Below are 17,457 nucleotides of genomic sequence, written 5' to 3' on the forward strand. Positions count from 1 at the left end.
TTTTACGTGGCATGGTGGCTGATGGCATATGTCGGACGACCCCGACGTCGACCTCGAGGCGCGGCTCGAGGAGACGGCAGCGTTTCAGCCACCGGAACCGTTCGTGGAGCAGGCCAACGTCTCGGACCCGGGTATCTACGACGAGTTCGAGGCGAACTGGCCCGACTGCTGGGAGGCGGCGGCCGACCTGCTCGACTGGAACGAGCCCTACGACCAGGTGCTCGACGATTCGAACCCGCCCTTCTTCGAGTGGTTCACGGGCGGCGAACTGAACGCCTCGTACAACGCGCTCGACCGGCACCTCGACGAGCGCGGCGACGAGGTCGCCATCGAGTGGATCGGCGAGCCGACCGACGAGGCCGACCGCAGCTACACCTACGAAGAGCTCCACCGCGAGGTGAACGAGTTCGCGGCGGGGCTGCGCGACCTCGGCGTCGAGGAGGACGACGTCGTGACGATGTACATGCCGATGGTGCCGGAGCTGCCCATCGCCATGCTCGCCTGCGCACGCATCGGCGCGCCGCACTCGGTCGTCTTCGCCGGGTTCTCGGCGGACGCGCTCGCGACGCGGATGAACGCCGCCGACTCGGAGTACCTCGTCACCTGCGACGGCTACTACCGGCGCGGCGACGCCCTCGAACACAAGGCGAAGGCCGACGACGGGCTCGCCGGCGTCGAGCACGACGTCGAGACGGTCGTCGTGGACCGCCTCGGCGACGCCTACGACCACCCGACGGGCGAGCACGGCCACGCGTACGCCGACCTGGTGGCGGCCAACGAGGGTGCGACGGTCGAACCCGTCTCCCGTGACGCCGAGGACATGCTGTTCCTGATGTACACCTCGGGGACGACGGGCCAGCCGAAGGGGGTGAAGCACACGACCGGCGGCTACCTCTCGTGGGTGACCTGGACCAGCCAGGCCGTCCTCGACATCGAGCCCGAGGACACGTACTGGTGTTCGGCCGACATCGGCTGGATCACCGGTCACAGCTACATCGTCTACGGGCCGCTCTCGCTCGGCACCACGTCGGTCATGTACGAGGGGACACCGGACTACCCGGCGAAGGACCGCCTCTGGGAGATCGTCGACGAGTACGACTGCACCCAGCTGTACACCGCGCCGACGGCCATCCGGGCGTTCATGAAGTGGGGCGGCGAGTACCCGGACCGGCACGACCTGTCGAGCCTGCGGCTGCTCGGCACCGTCGGCGAACCCATCAACCCCCGGGCGTGGAAGTGGTACTACAAGCACATCGGCGACGAGTCCTGTCCGGTCGTCGACACCTGGTGGCAGACCGAGACCGGCGGCATGATGGTCACCACCCTGCCCGGCGTCGGCGAGATGAAGCCCGGTTCCGCCGGGCCGCCGCTCCCGGGCCTCGACGTCCGCATCGTCGACGTCGACGGCGACCCGGTCGACGAGGGGCAGGCGGGCTACCTCACGGTGAACAAACCCTGGCCGGGGATGCTCCGCACGCTGTACAACAACGACGAGCGGTTCATCAGCGAGTACTGGGCGGAGTACTCGGACACCGACAGCGACGACCCCGACGACTGGGTGTACTTCCCGGAGGACGGCGCGAAGGTCGACGAGGACGGCTACATCACCGTGCTCGGTCGCGTCGACGACGTCGTCAACGTCTCCGGCCACCGGCTCGGGACGATGGAGATCGAGAGCGCCATCGTCGGCGTCCCGGGTGTCGCCGAGGCCGCCGTCGTCGGTGCCGACCACGAGCTGAAGGGCGAGGCCGTCTACGCCTACGTCATCACCGAGGACGCCCACGACGGCGACGAAGAGCTCCGCGACGCCATCGTCGAGGGCGTCGAGGAGGCCATCGGCCCCATCGCCCGTCCCGAGGCCGTCGTCTTCACGCCCGAACTGCCGAAGACCCGCTCGGGCAAGATCATGCGCAGGCTCCTGGAGGACATCGCGAACGGCGAGGAGCTCGGCGACACCTCGACCCTGCGGAACCCGGGCATCGTCGACGACATCGCCGCGAGCGTGGCCGACGACTAAGCGCGGGCTCCACCACCACCACTCGCCATTTGCTGTTGCATCGCACACGACCGCACGACACACCACCACGACACGAACCATGGCAGACACCGACACTCACGATACAGATTCGCACGCACCCGTCGAGACCGACGGCGGTCACGACACCGCCGACTACCTCGACGTGGAGGTACACATGTTCAAACCCGCGACGCCGTTCATGCGCGACCACCTCAGGATCATCTGGGCGATGTTCGTCGCCTGGGCGCTGTTCGTCTTCGGGCCGGTGCTCGCGACCTACTTCGCGACGGACCTCATGACGAGCACCACGCTCATCGGCTTCCCGTTGCACTACCTGCTGACGGCCATCGGTGCGCCGGGCGGCGCACTGGTGCTCTCGTTCGTCTACGCACGGCAGCGCGACAAGCTGGACGCGAAGTACGGCATCGACCACTCGACCGACGAGGAGCCCGGTAGCGACGCGGACACCGTCGCCGCGACCGACGGAGGGGTCGACGAATGACGGTTGCGGCCGGACAGCCGGCGCTCGCGGCCGGCGACGCGACGCTCGCACCGCTCCAGCTCCTGCCGGACGCGCTGAACGCCTCGTTCAAGCTCGTCCCGGCGATCATGGTCTCGCTGATGCTCCTGCTGTTCCTCGGCATCGGCTACGCGTTCCGGGTCGCCGACACGGAAGACCTGTGGGTCGCCGGGCGCTCCATCGGCAACGTCGAGAACGGCATGGCGATCGGCGCGAACTGGATGTCGGCCGCGTCGTACCTCGGGATGGCCGCGCTCATCGCCCTCTCGGGCTACTACGGACTGGCGTTCGTCGTCGGCTGGTCGACGGGCTACTTCATCCTGCTCATCTTCCTGGCCGCGCAGATGCGCCGGTTCGGGAAGTACACCGCGCCGGACTTCGTCGGCGACCGCTTCGACTCCGACGCCGCCCGCGCCATCGCCGCACTGACGACCATCCTCATCGGCTTCGTCTACTCGGTCGGGCAGGCCCGCGGGATGGGGCTCGTCGGCATCTACGTCTTCGGCGGTGATTACGTCACCATGGTGATCCTGATGATGGGCATCACGGTCGGCTACCTCGCCCTCTCCGGCATGCTCGGGGCGACGAAGAACATGGCGGTGCAGTACGTCATCCTCATCGTCGCGTTCCTCGCCGGCCTCTACGCCGTCGGCTTCACCCAGGGCTACTCGACCGTGCTCCCGCAGGTGGAGTACGGCGCACTGCTGTCCCAGCTCGACACCGAGTTCACCGAGCCGTTCGCGACCGGCGGCGTCTACATCTGGATCGCCACGGCGTTCAGCCTCATCGTCGGCACCTGCGGGCTCCCGCACGTGCTCGTCCGGTTCTACACGGTCGAGAGCGAGCGCACCGCGCGCTGGTCGACGGTCTGGGGTCTGTTCTTCATCTGCCTGCTCTACCTCTCGGCACCCGCGTTCGCCGCCTTCGGCACCGATCTCTACGCGAACCAGGTCGGCGAGGTGTACGGCGCGAACGGGATGTCCGGCGCGGAGGGCGACGTCATCGTCGTCCTGGCGAGCCAGCTCGCGAACCTCCCGACGTGGTTCGTCGGTCTCGTCGCCGCCGGCGGTATCGCTGCCGCCATCGCGACCACGGCCGGGCTGTTCATCGCCGCCTCCTCGGCGGCCGCCCACGACATCTACACGAACATCATCAACCCCGAGGCGACCCAGCGTCAGCAGCTCCTCGTGGGCCGCGCGACCATCATCGCGCTCGGGGCCATCGTCACCCTGTTCGCGCTCGACCCGCCGGCACTCGTCGGCGAACTCGTCTCCTACGCCTTCTCCCTCGCGGGGCTCGTCCTGTTCCCGATGTTCTTCCTCGGGCTCTGGTGGGAGAACGCCAACCGGCAGGGCGCACTCGCCGGCATGACGACCGGTCTGCTCATCTGGACCGCCGCCATCGTCAACGAGGTGCTCCCGGCGTACGTCGGCTTCCTCGCCGACGCGGCCGGTGAGAGCGGGGCCATCGTCCCGATCTATGCGGACATCTTCCCGGCCATCGGGGCCGCGCTGGCGGGCACGCCCATCGTCTTCGCCGTGACCATCCTCGTCTCGATGGCGACGGAGGAGCCCGACGAGGAGATAAAGCGCATCGTCCGGCAGTGCCACAGTCCCGAACCGATGGGCCAGCAGCAGTCCGCCGAGGAGGTCGCCGCGACCGACGGCGGGACGACCGTCACCGACGGCGGCCGTTCCGCCGACCCGTCGGCGACGGCGACCGACGCGGAGGCCGGTACGCCCGAGGAGACCGGCGGCACCACGGAGGAGTGACCATGTACGACAGCATCCTCATCCCCACGGACGGCAGCCCGACGGCGGAGCTGGCGGTCGACCGCGCGCTCGCCATCGCGGAGGCGTTCGACTCGACCGTCCACACACTGTTCGTCGTCGACACCGACGCGATGGAGCTGAGCCTCGGCACCGAGCAGGTCGACCGCATCCGGTCGGGCCGCTTCGGCGAGATGGACGAACTGGAGGCCCGTGCCCGCGAGGCGACCGACCACGTCGTCGAGGCCGGCCGCGAGCGCGGCGTCGACGTGACCGCGCACTTCCGGGCGGGCCAGCCCCACAGGGTCATCGCCGACTTCGCCGAGGACCACGACGTCGACCTCGTCGTGATGGGCAGCCACGGGCGCTCGGGCGTCCGGCGGGTACTGCTCGGCAGCGTGACCGAGAACGTGCTGCGGTCGACGCACCGCCCCGTCATGGTCGTCGACGAGCGCGGGGAGGACGACTGAGATGGTCGACACCGCCGCCCTCGCCGACCACGTCCGCGAGCACCGGTTCGGGATGGCCGCAGACCTCGCGTTCGCGGTCGTCTGGGTCGCCGTCGTGACCGCGCTGTTCGGTTGGCTCGGCAGCCCGCGGTGGGCGTACCACCTCGCGCTCGCCGGTGGCGTCGTCGCCTACTACGGCTTCTTCGGCTCGCTGGACGCTGTCCGGGGGCGCGACCGCGAGTCGTAGCGGGCACCCGCTCCACCCGGCTCGCCGGGACCGACGGACAGTTGTGCCATCCCGTACACCTCCGAACCATGCGGGCCACCCGACCGCACACCGTCGTCGCCGCCGTCATCGCCTGTACGTTCTTCGTCGGCTTCGGCGGCGGCGTCGTCTTCCCCATCCTGCCGAACCTCGGCGCGGTGCTCGGCATCTCGTCGTTCATGGTCGGGCTCATCCTGAGCGCCAACCGGTTCGTCCGGCTGTTCGCGAACGCACCGGCCGGTGCGCTCGTCGACCGGATCGGTACCCGGAAGCCGTTCATCGCGGGGCTGGCCATCGAGGGGGTGGCGACGCTCGGCTACAACGTCGCCATCGAGTCTGCGGCCCCGGAGGCGTGGTTCCTGCTCGCCAGGATCGCCTGGGGGCTCGGCAGCGCGCTCGTGTTCGCGACGGCGTACACCATCACCGCGGACGTGAGCGAGGCCAAGTCGCGGGGCACGAGCATGGGGTTCGTCCGGGCGGGCATCACCTTCGGCTTCCCCGCGGGGCTCGTCCTCGGCGGCGTCGTCAGCGACCTCTACAGCGTCCCGGTCGCGTTCTCCGTCGCCGCCGCGTTCGCGCTCGTCGCCAGCGGCCTCGCGTACGCCATCGTCCCCGAGACCCACGCGAGCGAGGTGCAGTCCTCGGTGAAGCCCTGGGAGATCGACCCGAGCGTCCCCGCGCTGACGACGGGACTCGTCAACTTCGGGCTCTACTTCTCCTACGTCGGCGTGCTGTTCTCGACGCTCGTCGTCTTCCTCGGCGAGCGCGGCATCGCCGTCCTCGGCTACACCGCACAGGGCACCTCGGGCTTCCTCATGGCGGGGACGGTGCTCGCCGGCTCCGTGTTCATGCTCGTCGGCGGGAGCCTCAGCGACCGTCTCGGTGCGCGGGTCCCCATCGTGCTCGTGTTCCTCGTCGCCGCCTGCGCCGGCTTCCTCGCCCTCTCGGTCGCCGACACCGCAGCCGGACTGCTCGTCGGCTGTCTGCTCATCGGCGCGGGCCAGGGCGGTGTCGGCGGCCCGCTGCTCGCGCTGCTGGCGGACCTAACCCCCGGCGACCGGATGGGCCGGGCGACGGGGACGAACAACGTCCTCGGCGACGTCGGCGGTGGGCTCGGCCCGCTCGTCGGCCTCCCCGCCGTCGAGACGTTCGGCTTCGTCCCGGTGTACGCGGCCTGTGCCGTCCTCCCGCTCGCGGCCGGGCTCGTTCTCCTCGTCGGCGTCTACAGCCACACCGGGAGTCTGAACCCGCAGGTCGACGACGCGCCGGCGGACTGACTCAGCCGTCGAGGTAGGCGACGAACACGAGTCCGTCCGTCTTCAGCTCGTACTCGACGTCGGTCACCAGCCCGGTGTAGTCGAACGGGTCGGTGACGAGGTGGAAGCCGTTCGGGGTCTCCCTGCGGAGGCGAATCGTGGTCCGCTCGCGGAGCTCGGATTCGAGCGCGTCGGCGTCGACCGCCGTCGCGTCGTCCAGGTCGAAGACGAAGTTGGTCTCGTCGCGGCAGCCGTCGGACTGCAGCGTCGACGTGAACTCGCCGTCGACCCGCCCGAACTTCCGCAGCACGTCCGTGGAGCCGTTCAGCCGCGCCTCCAGCCAGTCGTCCATCGACCGGCGGAGCGCGAACAGCGCCTGCTGGGTGTTGCGGGCGTTCGCCGTGAGGTAGAGCCGGTAGGTCGCGTCGAACCGCGAGACGGCGTGGTCGAGCTCCGCAGCCGCGGGTTCGAGGTCGTCGGCGTCACGGACGACCTTGCGGATGGCCGACGGGCCCTCGTGCGCCTCGTTCTCCTTCGACCGCGCCAGCGCGAGCAGCAGGTAGACACGCTCCGGGCCGAACTCGCAGTACTCGCGGAGTGTCGGGATGTACTCCATGGTGGGCGTCGGTTTCGCGGGAGTACCAAAAGCTGTCCCGGGGCCGTGGTGGGTGGTGCCACACCCGGCGCTACCTACATCCGGCCGGCCCGCGAACCACGACCATCGCGATGCTCACAGACTCGCCCGGCATCCACCACGTGACCGCCATCGTCGGCGAGGCCCAGACGAACGTCGAGTTCCACGTCGGGGTGCTCGGCCTGCGGCTCGTCAAGCGGACGGTGAACTACGAGAACATGCTCGCCTACCACCTCTACTACGGCAACGGGACGGCCGAACCGGGCACCGTCCTCACCTGCTTCCCGTACCCGAACGACGTGCCTGCACGCCTCGGCAAGCCGCAGTGGGAGTCCGTCGGCTTCGCCGTCCCGCCGGACTCGCTGGCGTACTGGGCCGACCGCCTCGACGACCACGCCGTCGAGTTCTCGGGGCCGGTCGAGCGCTTCGACGAGCGCCTGCTCCACTTTTCGGACCCGGCCGATACCCGCATCGAACTCGTCGAGCGCGACAGCCCGGTCGCCCCGTGGAGCGACGGCTCCGTGCCCACCGAGCACGCCATCCGGGGGGTCCACGGCGTCACCGCGCTGTCGGCGAACCCGTACGCCACCGCCGGCATGCTCGACACGCTCGGCTTCGAGATGGTCGGGGAGGAACCGGATACCGGGTCCGAGGGCACCCGCGTCCGCTACCGCGCCGGCGGCGACCACGCCAGCGTCGTCGACGTGCTCGACCGCTCCGCCGACTACGGCCGCGAGGGCATCGGCACCATCCAGCACGTCGCGGTCCGCGTCGGGGGCGTCGACGAGCTGTACGAGTGGCACGAGCTGTTCCGCGAGCGCGACTTCGACGTCTCGCGGGTCCGCGACCGGAACTACTTCCACTCGCTGTACGTCCGCGAGCCCGGCGGCGTCCTGTTCGAACTGGCGACCGAGGAGCCCGGCCTGACGGTCGACGAGGACGTCGCGACGCTCGGCGAGTCGCTCGTCCTGCCGGACTGGTTCGAGGAGGACCGCGAGCTCATCGAGTCCCAGCTCCCCCCGCTTTCCGTACCGGGGCTGAACTGAGCCATGGCGGACGAGGCGGAGGACACGGCTGCTGCCGGTGAGGAGGGACCGGACCCGCACGCCGACCAGCCCGTCGTCACCGCCGGCGCGCCCAGCATGGCGGCCGAGGTCGCGGTCGTGCTCGTCCACGGGCGGGGCGCGACCGCCGACGGCGTCGTCAACCTCGCCGGGTCGTTCTACCGCCACGGCGTCGCCTTCTTCGCGCCGCAGGCGTCGCGCAGCCGGTGGTTCCCGTACGACGGCCGGGGCGATGTCGACCGCAACGAGCCACACCTCTCCTCGGCGGTCGGGGCCGTCGAGCGCGTGCTGGTCGCGGTCGCGGACGCCGGTATCCCGCCCGAGAGGACGGTACTGTTCGGCTTCTCGCAGGGTGCGGCCGTCGTCACGGAGCTCCTGTGCCGGAAGCCGCGACGGCTCGGCGGCGTGGTCGTCCTCTCCGGCGGCTTCGCCGGACCGGACGACAGGCGGTTCGCCGACCCGGGCGGCTCGCTCGCCGGGACGCCGGTGTTCGTCGGGTCCGGCGACGCCGACGAGTCCGTCCCGGTCGAGCGCGTCCGGGCGACGGCCGACCGCCTCCGTGCGCTCGACGGCGACGTGACCGTCCGGGTGGAGCCGGGGCTGGAGCACGGTATCTCGGAGGCCGAGTTCGAGGTCGTCCGGGAACTGCTGGACGACCTGCTGGCGGACTGAGGCGGACCGCCGGCGACGCCGGTCAGATGAAGTCGGAGACGCTCGGGCCGTCGTCCTCGCCGCCACCCTCCTCGCCGCCGCCCATGCTCTGGAAGACGATGGGGTCCCGGGTCTGGAGCCAGACGCGGCCGTCGCCGGAGAACTTCGAGACGTAGCCCTCGCCGCCGAGCATCGTGGACTTGATGCCGCCGTCCTTCTGTCGGTCGAGGTTCAGGCCGTCGGTCCAGGCGACGAGGTGGTCCTCGTCGACGATGGCCGGCTCGCCCGGCGAGACGTCGACCTCGTACACCGAGCCGTACGCCGAGAGGAACGCCATGCCCGTGCCGTCGAGCGCGAGCACCTTCAGCTGGCCCGAGGAGAACAGGTTCCCCGTCTCGTTCATCGCCGAGGACTTGTTCACGTCGGGCCCCCACGCGAGCGTCGAGCCCGACTGGGACTTGATGCGCCCGGTCTCGCCGAGGTCGAACGCGACGATGTCGCCGGGGTGGTCGGGCGCGAGCACGACGTTCGCGCCGGACTCACGCGCCGTGAACTCGTTCGTGATGAGATCCTTGCTGCTGCTGACCGCGCTCTTGACCATGCCACCGAGCCCGCCGTCACCGCCGACGTTGGCCTCGGTGTCCATCGTGTCGCTCCGGCTGACCATCGCGCCGGTCTTGGCCCTGATCGACTCCCCCTGCTCCATCGTGACCCGCAAGATCGCGTTGCTGGGTCGCTTCTGGATGTCGAACTCCATACACCCGTAGTCGTGTGGCACTCCACTAATATGTTTTCATACCGATGCCAATCGGTCTGGTTTTTAATACCGATACCGGATTCGAGGAGCGATGGTCACTCGACCTCGCCGAACGCGCCCGTCGCGGCGAGCTCGTCCAGCGTCTCCTCGTCGTAGCCGACCTCGCGGAGCACCTCGCGGGTGTGCTCGCCGAGCTTCGGCGGGAGGTGGTCGAAGCCGCTCTCCGACCGCCCGTAGTTCAGCGGGTGCTCGATGACCGGCACCGTGCGCTCGCCGTCGGAGAGCTCCGTCATCACGCCCCGCGCCTCGGTCTGCTCGTTGTACAGCGCGTCCTCGGGCTCGTTCACGGGACCGGCGGGGATGCCCGCGTCCTCGACCAGCACGTCCATCCACTCGTCGGTCGTCCGTTCGCCGAACGCCGGTGCGAGTTCGGCCTCCAGTTCGTCCATGTGCTCGACGCGGTCGGCGTTCGTCTCGAACCGCTCGTCGTCGGCCAGGTCCGGGCGGCCGATGGCGTCACAGAGCCCGCGCCAGAGCTTCTGGTTGAGGCAGGCGACGTTGAGGTGGCCGTCGGCCGTCTCGAACGTCTGGTACGGCGCGAGCACGGGGTCCTTCGTGCCCATCCGGCGGGGCTGCTCGCCCGCGAACACCTTCCCGGCCTGCTTCGTGAGCCAGGGCAGCGTCGCGTCGAGCATCGCGAGGTCGATGTACTCGCCCTCGCCCGTCACCTCGCGCCGGTAGAGCGCGGTGACGATGCCGAAGGCGGCCCACATCGCCGTGATGAGGTCCGTCTGCGGGAGCCCCACTTTCACGGGCCGGCCGTCTGGTTCGCCGGTGACGCTCATGATGCCGCTCATCCCCTGCACGAGCAGGTCGTAGCCCGGCCGCTGGCTCCACGGTCCGGTCTGGCCGAACGCCGAGATGGCGCAGTACACCACGTCGTCGTTCACCTCGCGGATGGAGTCCTCGTCGACGTGGAGCTTCGTGGCGGTGCCGGGACGGTAGTTCTGGACGAACACGTCGGCCTCGGCGACGATGTCGTACAGCGCCGCGAGGCCCTCCTCGCTCTTGAGGTTCAGTTCGACGCTGCGCTTGTCGTAGTTGATGGTCCAGAAGTACGGCGACTCGCCGTCGATGAACGGTGGCCCCGAGTGGCGGTTGTCGTCTCCCACGCCGGGGCGTTCGACCTTGATGACCTCTGCACCCTGGTTCGCGAGCATCAGCGACGCGAAGCCGCCCGTGACGAACGTCGTCAGGTCGACCACGGTGATGCCGTCGAGTATCTGGCCGTCCGGGTTCATGCTACCAATGCGCGAGGGGAACGCGCAAAAAGGTTCGTTTCGGTCCCGTACTCGGTATATCCCTCACGAACGATTCGACGGCAGAGCTACATGTTCTCGTACCATGTGCCACGCTAGCGATGAACCAGCCACCAACGCACTGCCCGTACTGTGGCACCGCCGTCGCCCCCGTCGATTCGCCGGTGGCCAGCGATGCCGCGGAGACGGCGGCGGTCTACCGCTGCGAGTCGTGCGACGACTACGTGTTCTACAACCCGACGCCCGGCGGGAGCGTGGCGGTGATCGACGGCGACGGCGTGCTGCTCGTCGAGGACTTCCGATCGCCCGGCGAGTGGAAGCTGCCCTCCGGCCGCATCGAACTCGGGGAGACGCCGCGCGAGGGCGTCGCCCGCGAACTCGCGGAGGAGACCGGGCTGTCAGTCGACCCGGCCGAACTCGTCTACTTCTTCGACGAGGCGGGCGAGCCCGCCGACGAGCAGTACATGGTCGGGATCGACTACGCAATCCACCGGGGCGACACCACGGGCAACGTCGCGGCGGCCTCGGACGCCACCGACGCGCGCTTCTTCACGCCCGACGAACTGGCGGCCCCGGCGCACGAGCTGAAGTTCACGCACGTCCAGCGCTTCGGCGACAGTCTGGAGTGGCTGGTCGCGGAGGCGAAGAGTGCGCTGGCGGCGTGTCGACCGCCGTCGACGCCGCCCGGCCGCACGTACTGATAGCCGTCTGTGCGGTCGCCACTACGCCAGCGCCGCTACTCCAGCGCCCCGTACGGCACCACGTCGACCGTCTCGTCGGCCGCGAACCCGTCCTGCGTGAGGACCACCCCATCGGCCCGTGTCGCCCGCGTGGACGAGGCCAGCACGCTCGGGTCGAACGTCCGATCGTAGATGGCGAATCCGGAGTCGGGGTGCCCGAGCGGCGTCGCGTTCCGGGTCGTCGCCGTCTGTCCTTCGTCGAGTACGACGGGTACGGCGTACACCACTCCCTCGCCACCGATGGCGTCGGCCTCGGACACGTCGAGGTCGACGGTCGCCGCCGCCGGGAGCGTCGGGAGCGACGCCGAGCCGGTGAACAGCGGCCGCGCGACGAGGCAGGCGGCGGTGTGGGCGGCGACCGGTTTTCCAGGCAGTGCGACCGCCACGGCACCCTGTTCCGGAAGGCGAGCGACCGTCACGGGCTTGCCGGGTCGGAGCGCGACGCCGTGGACGACGAGCTCGCCGAGGTCGGCGAGGGCGTCGACGACGTGGTCGCCGTGGCCGACGCTCGTCCCGCCCGTCGAGACGACGACGTCGTGGCGCTCGGCCGCGTCCGTCAGGAGCGTCCGTACCGCGTCGGGGTCGTCTGGTGCCGTGCCGGCGAACGTCGCCCCGTGGCCCCAGGAGCGCGCCAGTCCGAGCAGCATGTTCGAGTCGCGGTCGGGCTGGCTCCCCTCGTGGATCTCCGTGCCGGTGGCGACGACGCCGACGGAGCCGCGCTCGCGGACCGTGACGGACTCGACGCCGAGGTCGTCCAGCAGCACGGCGTCCTTCGGCGAGAGCCGCTCGCCGGCTTCGAACACCTGCTCGCCCGCCTGGACGGTGCTCCCGCGCCCGTAGACGTGCGTGCCCGGCGCGAGGTCCGGTCCGGTGAGTTCACCGTCGGCGACGGTCGTGTCCTCGCGCTTGACGACGACGGTCGCCCGTTCGGGCAGCGGCGCGCCGGTGGCGATGCGGACGGCCTCGCCGGGGTCGAGTTCGGGCGGGTCGTCGTCGGGTGTCACCTCGCTACCGACGACGGTGAGCGGGTAGTCGTCGGCGGCGTCGAACGCGAAGCCGTCCATCGTCGCGTAGTCCTGCGGCGGCACGTCGGCGGGCGCGTCGACGGGTTCGGCGAGGGTCCGGCCCGCGACGGCGTCGGGACTGACGGGCTCCGTCGCACGGGCGGCCAGCGCGTCTGCGCGCAGCGAGAGCACCTGCTCGGCGGCGCGGTCGCGAGTGGGGAGGTCGTCGGTCATGCCGGTTGGTTCGCCGGCGTTCGTGTTAACGGTTGGCGCGACGGGCGTGCGGCTCAGCTCGTCCGCTCCCAGCCAGCAGAGCCCTCGACGTAGGGGTCGAGCGCACCTTTCAGCGCCTCCACGTCCTCGGGGTAGATGGTGAGGTCGTCGGTCTCACCCTCGGCGCTGACGCGGACGCGGTCGCGGCGGCCGTAGGTGATGTAGAGGCTGACGCCGCCGGCGACGCAGAAGCCGACCCCGGCGATGAGGTTCCGCGGGATGGAGAAGAGGCCGAAGCCGACGAGCGCGAGGCTCATGATGACGAGGAACCAGTCCAGCGGTTCGACGTGGATGGTCTCGATCTGGTCGAACTCGACGTACACCGGGTTCTCGTTCCGGTGGACGACGGCGAGCCTGTCCGGCGTGACGCCGACCCAGCCGCCGTCGCGCAGCTGTCCCCTGTATTCGAGGTTCGCCTCTATCTCCGACGCTTGCACGTTCCCCTCTCGCGACCCCCAGGCCCGTGACTGTTGCGGTGGGGCGGGCTGTCGCTGGCGGGACGATGTCGAAAGAAGGGGTGTGGCTGTGCGAACGGTCGCGGTCAGTCGCCGCCGGGTGCGGGGCTCTCGTCGTCGCCGCCGCCCATGCGCTCCCAGAACGGCTTGAAGTCGTCCGCGTCCTCGGTGATGTCCTCCCAGGTCGTCAGCCCGCGCTCCTCGCGGGTGCCGGGGATGGTGTTGTCGAGGACGAACGCGACGATGCCACCGACGGCCATGCCGGTGCTGCCGATGACGAACGTCGTCGTCGCGATGATGCCGAGCGGCGAGACGCCGGCCACCTCGACGCCCTCGAGCAGGGTGAACGGGAACTCGCCCGCCAGCCCGGTCTGGAACGCGGTCGCGCCGCCGACGTTACCCATGTACGCCGGGATGGCGAGGCCGGCGAACAGCGCGATGCCGATGATGAACACGTTCCGGTTCTTGTCGAGGTCGACGAACTTCAGCTGCGAGAGGCCGACCGCCGCGATCTGCCCGAACATCGCCAGGAACAGCCCCCCGACGATGGGGTTCGGGATGGTCGCGACCAGCTGGCCGAAGTAGCCGACGAAGCCGACGAAGAGCATCACGATGGCACCGATCTGGACGACGTACCGGGAGGCGACGCCGGTGATACCGATCGCGCCGACGTTCTCCGTGTACGAGGTCGAGCCGTTGCCGGTCCCCATGAGCCCGGCGAACGTGTTGCCGATACCCTCCATGCCGATGCCGTGGTTGACGCGGCGGGCGTTCGGTGCACCCTTGCCGGCCATGCGGGCGACGGAGTGGTAGTCACCGAAGCTCTCGATGACCGACGCGAGCATCCCGGCGAACATGCCGATGATGAACGAGCCGGTGAACTGCGGCATCCCCCACTGCAGCGGGTAGATGGCGAGGATGGGCTCTGCGTTGGTCACCGTGTCGAAGTTGATGTAGCCGGACGTCCCGGCCGCGTAGACGCCGGTGACCGACAGCACGGCCGCGACGAGCCACGCCGCGACGAGCGCGAGCAGGACCGGGAACAGCCGGAACGCCCGGTTGTAGTTGTTGAGGTACTGCGAGAACAGGACGATGAGCAGCACCGTCAGGCCCAGCAGCCACCAGTTCTGCGTGGCCGTGGTGATCTGCGGCGTGCTGAACAGCGCCAGCCCGATGAGCGCGATGACCGGGGCGATGACGATGGGGCCCATGTGCCGCTTGAGCCAGCCCATGACGCCGAGGTAGCCGATGAATATCTCGGCGATACCGGCCACGATGACCGCGCCCTGTAGCTCCAGTATCATCGTCTCCCACCCGCCGCCGCTGCTGGCGATGACGCCGATGATGGCGAGTGCGGGTGCGAGCATCGAGAACGTCCCGCCCTGTACGAGTGGGTAGCGGTTTCCGAGTGTGGTCTGTGCCAGGGTTGCGATGCCGGAGACCACGAAGAACGTCCCGATGAGTTTCGCGGTCACGTCGGCCGGCATTCCCATCGCACCCGCGAGTACGAGCGGGATGGCGATGGTCGCGCCGACCATGGTGAGGTAGTGTTGGAACCCGAGGAAGATCGACTCCAGCAAGGGTGGTTTGTCTTCGATACCGTATTCTACGAAATCGGACTGTTCCGCCCCGCCCGCGGCGGCTCGCGCCTCCTCGGGAATCGGCGGCTCGTCCATATCGTCAGTGTTGTCTTCGTTACTCATACGTGCCTCCGATAGTGTGTCACGTGTCCACCTGCCACACTATACCCCTTCAATCAAAAACATCATAATTAAAACTGTCGTCGTTTCGTCGGTGGAATCGGCCGTTCGGTGGGGGTGACAGGCAGTATCGGTGGGTTAGTCCGGCCTCCCGGGCCCGTCCAGACCGAACTAGTTGCGTCCCGCGGGCAGGTACGGTCGGCCCTCGCGGCCCCGATGTCCGGCCGGCAGGAACGATATGGGGGCAAGCTATTTGCAGTCCGTGGCGGTGTGTGGGTGTATGACAGTCGAACCGAGATACGCCGTGCACGCCGACCTGAACGTCATGATCGAGACGCGGGACGGCACCGGACTCGCGACGGACATCTACCGGCCGGCGGACCCTGACACCCACGAGCCAATCGACGAGCCGCGACCCGTCATCCTCGACCGCACGCCGTACGACAAGACCGGCGGCCGGACCCGCCACGGCGAGTGGTACGCCTCCCGCGGCTACGTCATCGCCATCCAGGACGTACGCGGGCGCTTCGACAGCGAAGGCGAGTTCGACATCCACGTCAACGAGGCCACGGACGGCGCGGATACCGTCGAGTGGCTCGCCGAGCGCGACTACTGCGACGGGCAGGTCGCCACGCTCGGCACCTCCTACGGCGCGTGGGTCCAGAGCGCGCTCGCCACGCAGGACCCCGACGGACTCGGTGCGATGTTCGTCAACATGGGCGCGGCCAACGGCCGGACGAAGACGTTCCGCCACAACGGCGCGTTCGAGCAGCGCTGGCTCTCCTGGGCGTTCACCCTCGGTGCCGGGTTCGCCCACGAGAGCCTCGCCGACCCCGACGTGCAGCAGGCCTTCGCGGACGTGGACTTCCGCGAGGTGCTGAGAGATGGCCCGGTCGAGCGCGGCGAGACCGCACTCGCCACTCTCCCCGGCTACGAGGAGTGGGCGTTCGACATCATGGAGACGGGCAGCGCGAGCGACGACCGCTGGCAGAACCCCGGCGTGAACTTCGAACGCCACTACGACGAGAGCGCCGACGTTCCCACCGTCTACTCGGGCGGCTGGTACGACTCCTACACCGGCGCGACCTGCGACAACTTCGTCGGCCTCGCCGACCGGAAGGACGCGGACCACTACCTGCTGATGGGGCCGTGGACCCACCTCGCCCGGCTCCCCGGCGGCCACGACCACAGCGAGCAGCTCCTCTTCCCGCCGCTGACGTGGGAGCACCCGACCGCCGGCGACCTCGCGTTCGGCGAGAACGCCACCAGGAAGTACCGCGAGACGCGCAAGCGCTTCTTCGACCACTACCTCCGCGGCGAGGAGTCGTGGGACCACCCCCGCGTCGAGTACTTCCTGATGGGCACCGGCGACGGGCACCGGACGGAGGACGGCAACCTGTTCCACGGCGGCGAGTGGCGCAGCGCCGAGGAGTGGCCGCCAGCCGGCACGGCGATGACGAAGTTCTACGCCCACGGGGACGGCACGCTCTCGACCGAGGAACCGACCGCGGCCGATTCGGCGACCACCTACGAGTTCGACCCGGACGACCCCGTCCCGACCATCGGCGGCAACACCTCCTCCTATCTGACCTACGAGCCCCGCGACGAGCCCGTCGGCGCGTACCCGCTCGGCGACCGGAACATCATCGACTTCGCCGGACGCGGGGGCTACGACCAGCGCACCGACGCGGACACGTTCGGCGCGAGCGAGCCCTACGGTCCCCTCGCCGACCGCGACGACGTCCAGGTGTTCCGGACGCCGCCGCTCGACGAGCCGGTCGAGATCGCCGGCCCCATCCGCGTCCGCGTCTACGGCGCGACCGACGGCCCCGACACGGACTTCACCGCGAAGCTGATCGACGAGTATCCCGAGAGCGAGGACTACCCCGACGGCTACGCGCTCAACCTCTCGGACTCCATCTGCCGGGGGCGCTACCGGGGCTACCGCGACGAGCCCGACCTGCTCGAGGCCGGCGATGTGTACGAGTTCTACATGGAGCCCTACGACACCGCGAACCGCTTCGACGCCGGCCACCGCATCCGGCTCGACATCTCCTCCTCGAACTGGCCGCGCTTCGACGTGAACCACAACACCGGCGGGCCGCTGTACGGCGGCGACGAGACGCGCGTCGCCGAGAACACCGTCTTCCACGAGGCCGACAACCCGACACACATCGAACTGCCGGTGCAGCCGACGGAGTGAGGCCGTCGGCGAGGAGACCGGCCGTCGTCGGCGACTCCCGCCCGGCCGGAACCGAGGCCACGCTTTTGCCCTCGGCCCCAGTACGTGCCCGTATGGCTCCCGTCCGTCGCCTCGTCATCGACGTCCTGAAACCGCACGACCCGCCGCTCGTCGAGTTCACCGAACAGCTGTCCGACCTGGGCGGCGTCGACGGCGTCACGTCGTCGCTCGTCGAACTCGACAGGGAGGTCCAGAACGTCAAGCTCACCTTCGAGGGCGCGGCCGTCGACTACGACGCGGTCGAGGAGCGGGTGGAGACCATCGGCGCGACGGTCCACTCGGTCGACGAGGTCGCCTGCGGGGAACGGGTCGTCGAGGACCGCCGGACCCCGCAGGACTGAC

Annotated in this window: 17 protein-coding genes; 11 read left to right on the forward strand and 6 right to left on the reverse strand. The window is 69.5% G+C overall.

All coding sequences use genetic code 11. The annotated features are described in order from the left end of the window. The first annotated feature begins 28 nt into the window (after positions 1-28). The 6 genes from acs (at position 29) to NO345_RS08825 (ending at position 6,297) form a co-directional block, all read left to right on the forward strand. A complete protein-coding gene (gene acs / locus NO345_RS08800) occupies positions 29-2,017 on the forward strand; it encodes an acetate--CoA ligase (protein ID WP_256298405.1) in 1,989 nt (662 codons plus the stop codon). A 79-nt stretch (positions 2,018-2,096) separates the two neighbouring features. Then, positions 2,097-2,519 carry a DUF4212 domain-containing protein gene (locus tag NO345_RS08805; protein WP_256298407.1) on the forward strand — a complete coding sequence of 141 codons (423 nt, stop codon included), beginning with the start codon at positions 2,097-2,099 and terminating at the stop codon, positions 2,517-2,519. Positions 2,520-2,626: 107 nt separating this feature from the next. Then, positions 2,627-4,309 (forward strand): VC_2705 family sodium/solute symporter, encoded by a 1,683-nt coding sequence (locus NO345_RS08810; protein WP_438266767.1) that lies wholly within the window; start codon positions 2,627-2,629, stop codon positions 4,307-4,309. Between the two features lie 2 nt (positions 4,310-4,311). Next, a complete protein-coding gene (locus NO345_RS08815; protein ID WP_256298410.1) occupies positions 4,312-4,776 on the forward strand; it encodes a universal stress protein in 465 nt (154 codons plus the stop codon). Position 4,777: 1 nt separating this feature from the next. Continuing rightward, positions 4,778-5,002 carry a DUF8119 family protein gene (locus tag NO345_RS08820; protein ID WP_256298412.1) on the forward strand — a complete coding sequence of 75 codons (225 nt, stop codon included), beginning with the start codon at positions 4,778-4,780 and terminating at the stop codon, positions 5,000-5,002. A gap of 68 nt (positions 5,003-5,070) precedes the next feature. Beyond that, entirely contained in the window at positions 5,071-6,297 is a 1,227-nt protein-coding gene (locus NO345_RS08825) for an MFS transporter (protein ID WP_256298413.1), read from the forward strand. Between the two features lies 1 nt (position 6,298). On the opposite strand, the gene NO345_RS08830 is transcribed toward NO345_RS08825, so the two are convergent. Next, entirely contained in the window at positions 6,299-6,892 is a 594-nt protein-coding gene (locus tag NO345_RS08830) for a hypothetical protein (protein ID WP_256298414.1), read from the reverse strand. A 110-nt stretch (positions 6,893-7,002) separates the two neighbouring features. Here NO345_RS08830 and NO345_RS08835 point away from each other — a divergent pair, with 110 nt between their 5' ends. Continuing rightward, positions 7,003-7,956 carry a VOC family protein gene (locus NO345_RS08835; RefSeq protein ID WP_256298415.1) on the forward strand — a complete coding sequence of 318 codons (954 nt, stop codon included), beginning with the start codon at positions 7,003-7,005 and terminating at the stop codon, positions 7,954-7,956. Positions 7,957-7,959: 3 nt separating this feature from the next. Beyond that, a complete protein-coding gene (locus tag NO345_RS08840; protein WP_256298417.1) occupies positions 7,960-8,646 on the forward strand; it encodes an alpha/beta hydrolase in 687 nt (228 codons plus the stop codon). Positions 8,647-8,668: 22 nt separating this feature from the next. Here the strand turns inward: NO345_RS08840 and NO345_RS08845 are convergent, their stop codons facing one another. Next, positions 8,669-9,382, reverse strand: a complete 714-nt coding sequence (locus NO345_RS08845) for a TIGR00266 family protein (RefSeq protein WP_256298419.1) — start codon at positions 9,380-9,382, stop codon at positions 8,669-8,671. Between the two features lie 95 nt (positions 9,383-9,477). Beyond that, positions 9,478-10,683: a CaiB/BaiF CoA transferase family protein gene (locus NO345_RS08850; protein ID WP_256298420.1), complete on the reverse strand. Its 1,206-nt coding sequence runs from the start codon at positions 10,681-10,683 to the stop codon at positions 9,478-9,480. A gap of 119 nt (positions 10,684-10,802) precedes the next feature. On the opposite strand from NO345_RS08850, the gene NO345_RS08855 reads away from it, so the two are divergent. Next, a complete protein-coding gene (locus NO345_RS08855) occupies positions 10,803-11,402 on the forward strand; it encodes an NUDIX domain-containing protein (protein WP_256298421.1) in 600 nt (199 codons plus the stop codon). Positions 11,403-11,437: 35 nt separating this feature from the next. Here NO345_RS08855 and NO345_RS08860 read toward each other — a convergent pair whose 3' ends face one another. From NO345_RS08860 to NO345_RS08870, 3 genes are all read right to left on the reverse strand, one after another. Continuing rightward, positions 11,438-12,679 (reverse strand): molybdopterin molybdotransferase MoeA, encoded by a 1,242-nt coding sequence (locus NO345_RS08860; protein ID WP_256298423.1) that lies wholly within the window; start codon positions 12,677-12,679, stop codon positions 11,438-11,440. Between the two features lie 53 nt (positions 12,680-12,732). Next, the gene (locus NO345_RS08865) at positions 12,733-13,155 is read right to left on the reverse strand and encodes a hypothetical protein (RefSeq protein WP_256298425.1); all 423 of its coding nucleotides are present in this window, start codon (positions 13,153-13,155) and stop codon (positions 12,733-12,735) included. Between the two features lie 104 nt (positions 13,156-13,259). Beyond that, entirely contained in the window at positions 13,260-14,876 is a 1,617-nt protein-coding gene (locus NO345_RS08870; protein WP_438266761.1) for a uracil-xanthine permease family protein, read from the reverse strand. Between the two features lie 277 nt (positions 14,877-15,153). On the opposite strand from NO345_RS08870, the gene NO345_RS08875 reads away from it, so the two are divergent. After that, entirely contained in the window at positions 15,154-17,076 is a 1,923-nt protein-coding gene (locus tag NO345_RS08875) for a CocE/NonD family hydrolase (protein WP_256298427.1), read from the forward strand. 92 nt (positions 17,077-17,168) lie between these two features. Next, a complete protein-coding gene (locus NO345_RS08880) occupies positions 17,169-17,456 on the forward strand; it encodes a DUF211 domain-containing protein (RefSeq protein ID WP_256298429.1) in 288 nt (95 codons plus the stop codon). Position 17,457 lies beyond the last annotated feature (1 nt).

Origin of the sequence: Haloarchaeobius salinus (assembly GCF_024464185.1) — an archaeon.
GTDB classification, from domain to species: Archaea; Halobacteriota; Halobacteria; order Halobacteriales; family Natrialbaceae; genus Haloarchaeobius; species Haloarchaeobius salinus.

What these genes read in the sequence shown, in the direction of transcription:
- NO345_RS08850 (WP_256298420.1), bottom strand. Translation starts at nt 10,683, where the DNA reads ATGAACCCGGACGGCCAGATACTCGACGGCATCACCGTGGTCGACCTG.
- NO345_RS08855 (WP_256298421.1), top strand. Translation starts at nt 10,803, where the DNA reads ATGAACCAGCCACCAACGCACTGCCCGTACTGTGGCACCGCCGTCGCC.
- NO345_RS08880 (WP_256298429.1), top strand. Translation starts at nt 17,169, where the DNA reads ATGGCTCCCGTCCGTCGCCTCGTCATCGACGTCCTGAAACCGCACGAC.
- NO345_RS08830 (WP_256298414.1), bottom strand. Translation starts at nt 6,892, where the DNA reads ATGGAGTACATCCCGACACTCCGCGAGTACTGCGAGTTCGGCCCGGAG.
- NO345_RS08810 (WP_438266767.1), top strand. Translation starts at nt 2,627, where the DNA reads ATGGTCTCGCTGATGCTCCTGCTGTTCCTCGGCATCGGCTACGCGTTC.
- NO345_RS08840 (WP_256298417.1), top strand. Translation starts at nt 7,960, where the DNA reads ATGGCGGACGAGGCGGAGGACACGGCTGCTGCCGGTGAGGAGGGACCG.
- NO345_RS08835 (WP_256298415.1), top strand. Translation starts at nt 7,003, where the DNA reads ATGCTCACAGACTCGCCCGGCATCCACCACGTGACCGCCATCGTCGGC.
- NO345_RS08860 (WP_256298423.1), bottom strand. Translation starts at nt 12,679, where the DNA reads ATGACCGACGACCTCCCCACTCGCGACCGCGCCGCCGAGCAGGTGCTC.
- NO345_RS08825 (WP_256298413.1), top strand. Translation starts at nt 5,071, where the DNA reads ATGCGGGCCACCCGACCGCACACCGTCGTCGCCGCCGTCATCGCCTGT.
- acs (WP_256298405.1), top strand. Translation starts at nt 29, where the DNA reads ATGTCGGACGACCCCGACGTCGACCTCGAGGCGCGGCTCGAGGAGACG.
- NO345_RS08845 (WP_256298419.1), bottom strand. Translation starts at nt 9,382, where the DNA reads ATGGAGTTCGACATCCAGAAGCGACCCAGCAACGCGATCTTGCGGGTC.
- NO345_RS08815 (WP_256298410.1), top strand. Translation starts at nt 4,312, where the DNA reads ATGTACGACAGCATCCTCATCCCCACGGACGGCAGCCCGACGGCGGAG.
- NO345_RS08875 (WP_256298427.1), top strand. Translation starts at nt 15,154, where the DNA reads ATGACAGTCGAACCGAGATACGCCGTGCACGCCGACCTGAACGTCATG.
- NO345_RS08820 (WP_256298412.1), top strand. Translation starts at nt 4,778, where the DNA reads ATGGTCGACACCGCCGCCCTCGCCGACCACGTCCGCGAGCACCGGTTC.
- NO345_RS08870 (WP_438266761.1), bottom strand. Translation starts at nt 14,876, where the DNA reads ATGAGTAACGAAGACAACACTGACGATATGGACGAGCCGCCGATTCCC.
- NO345_RS08805 (WP_256298407.1), top strand. Translation starts at nt 2,097, where the DNA reads ATGGCAGACACCGACACTCACGATACAGATTCGCACGCACCCGTCGAG.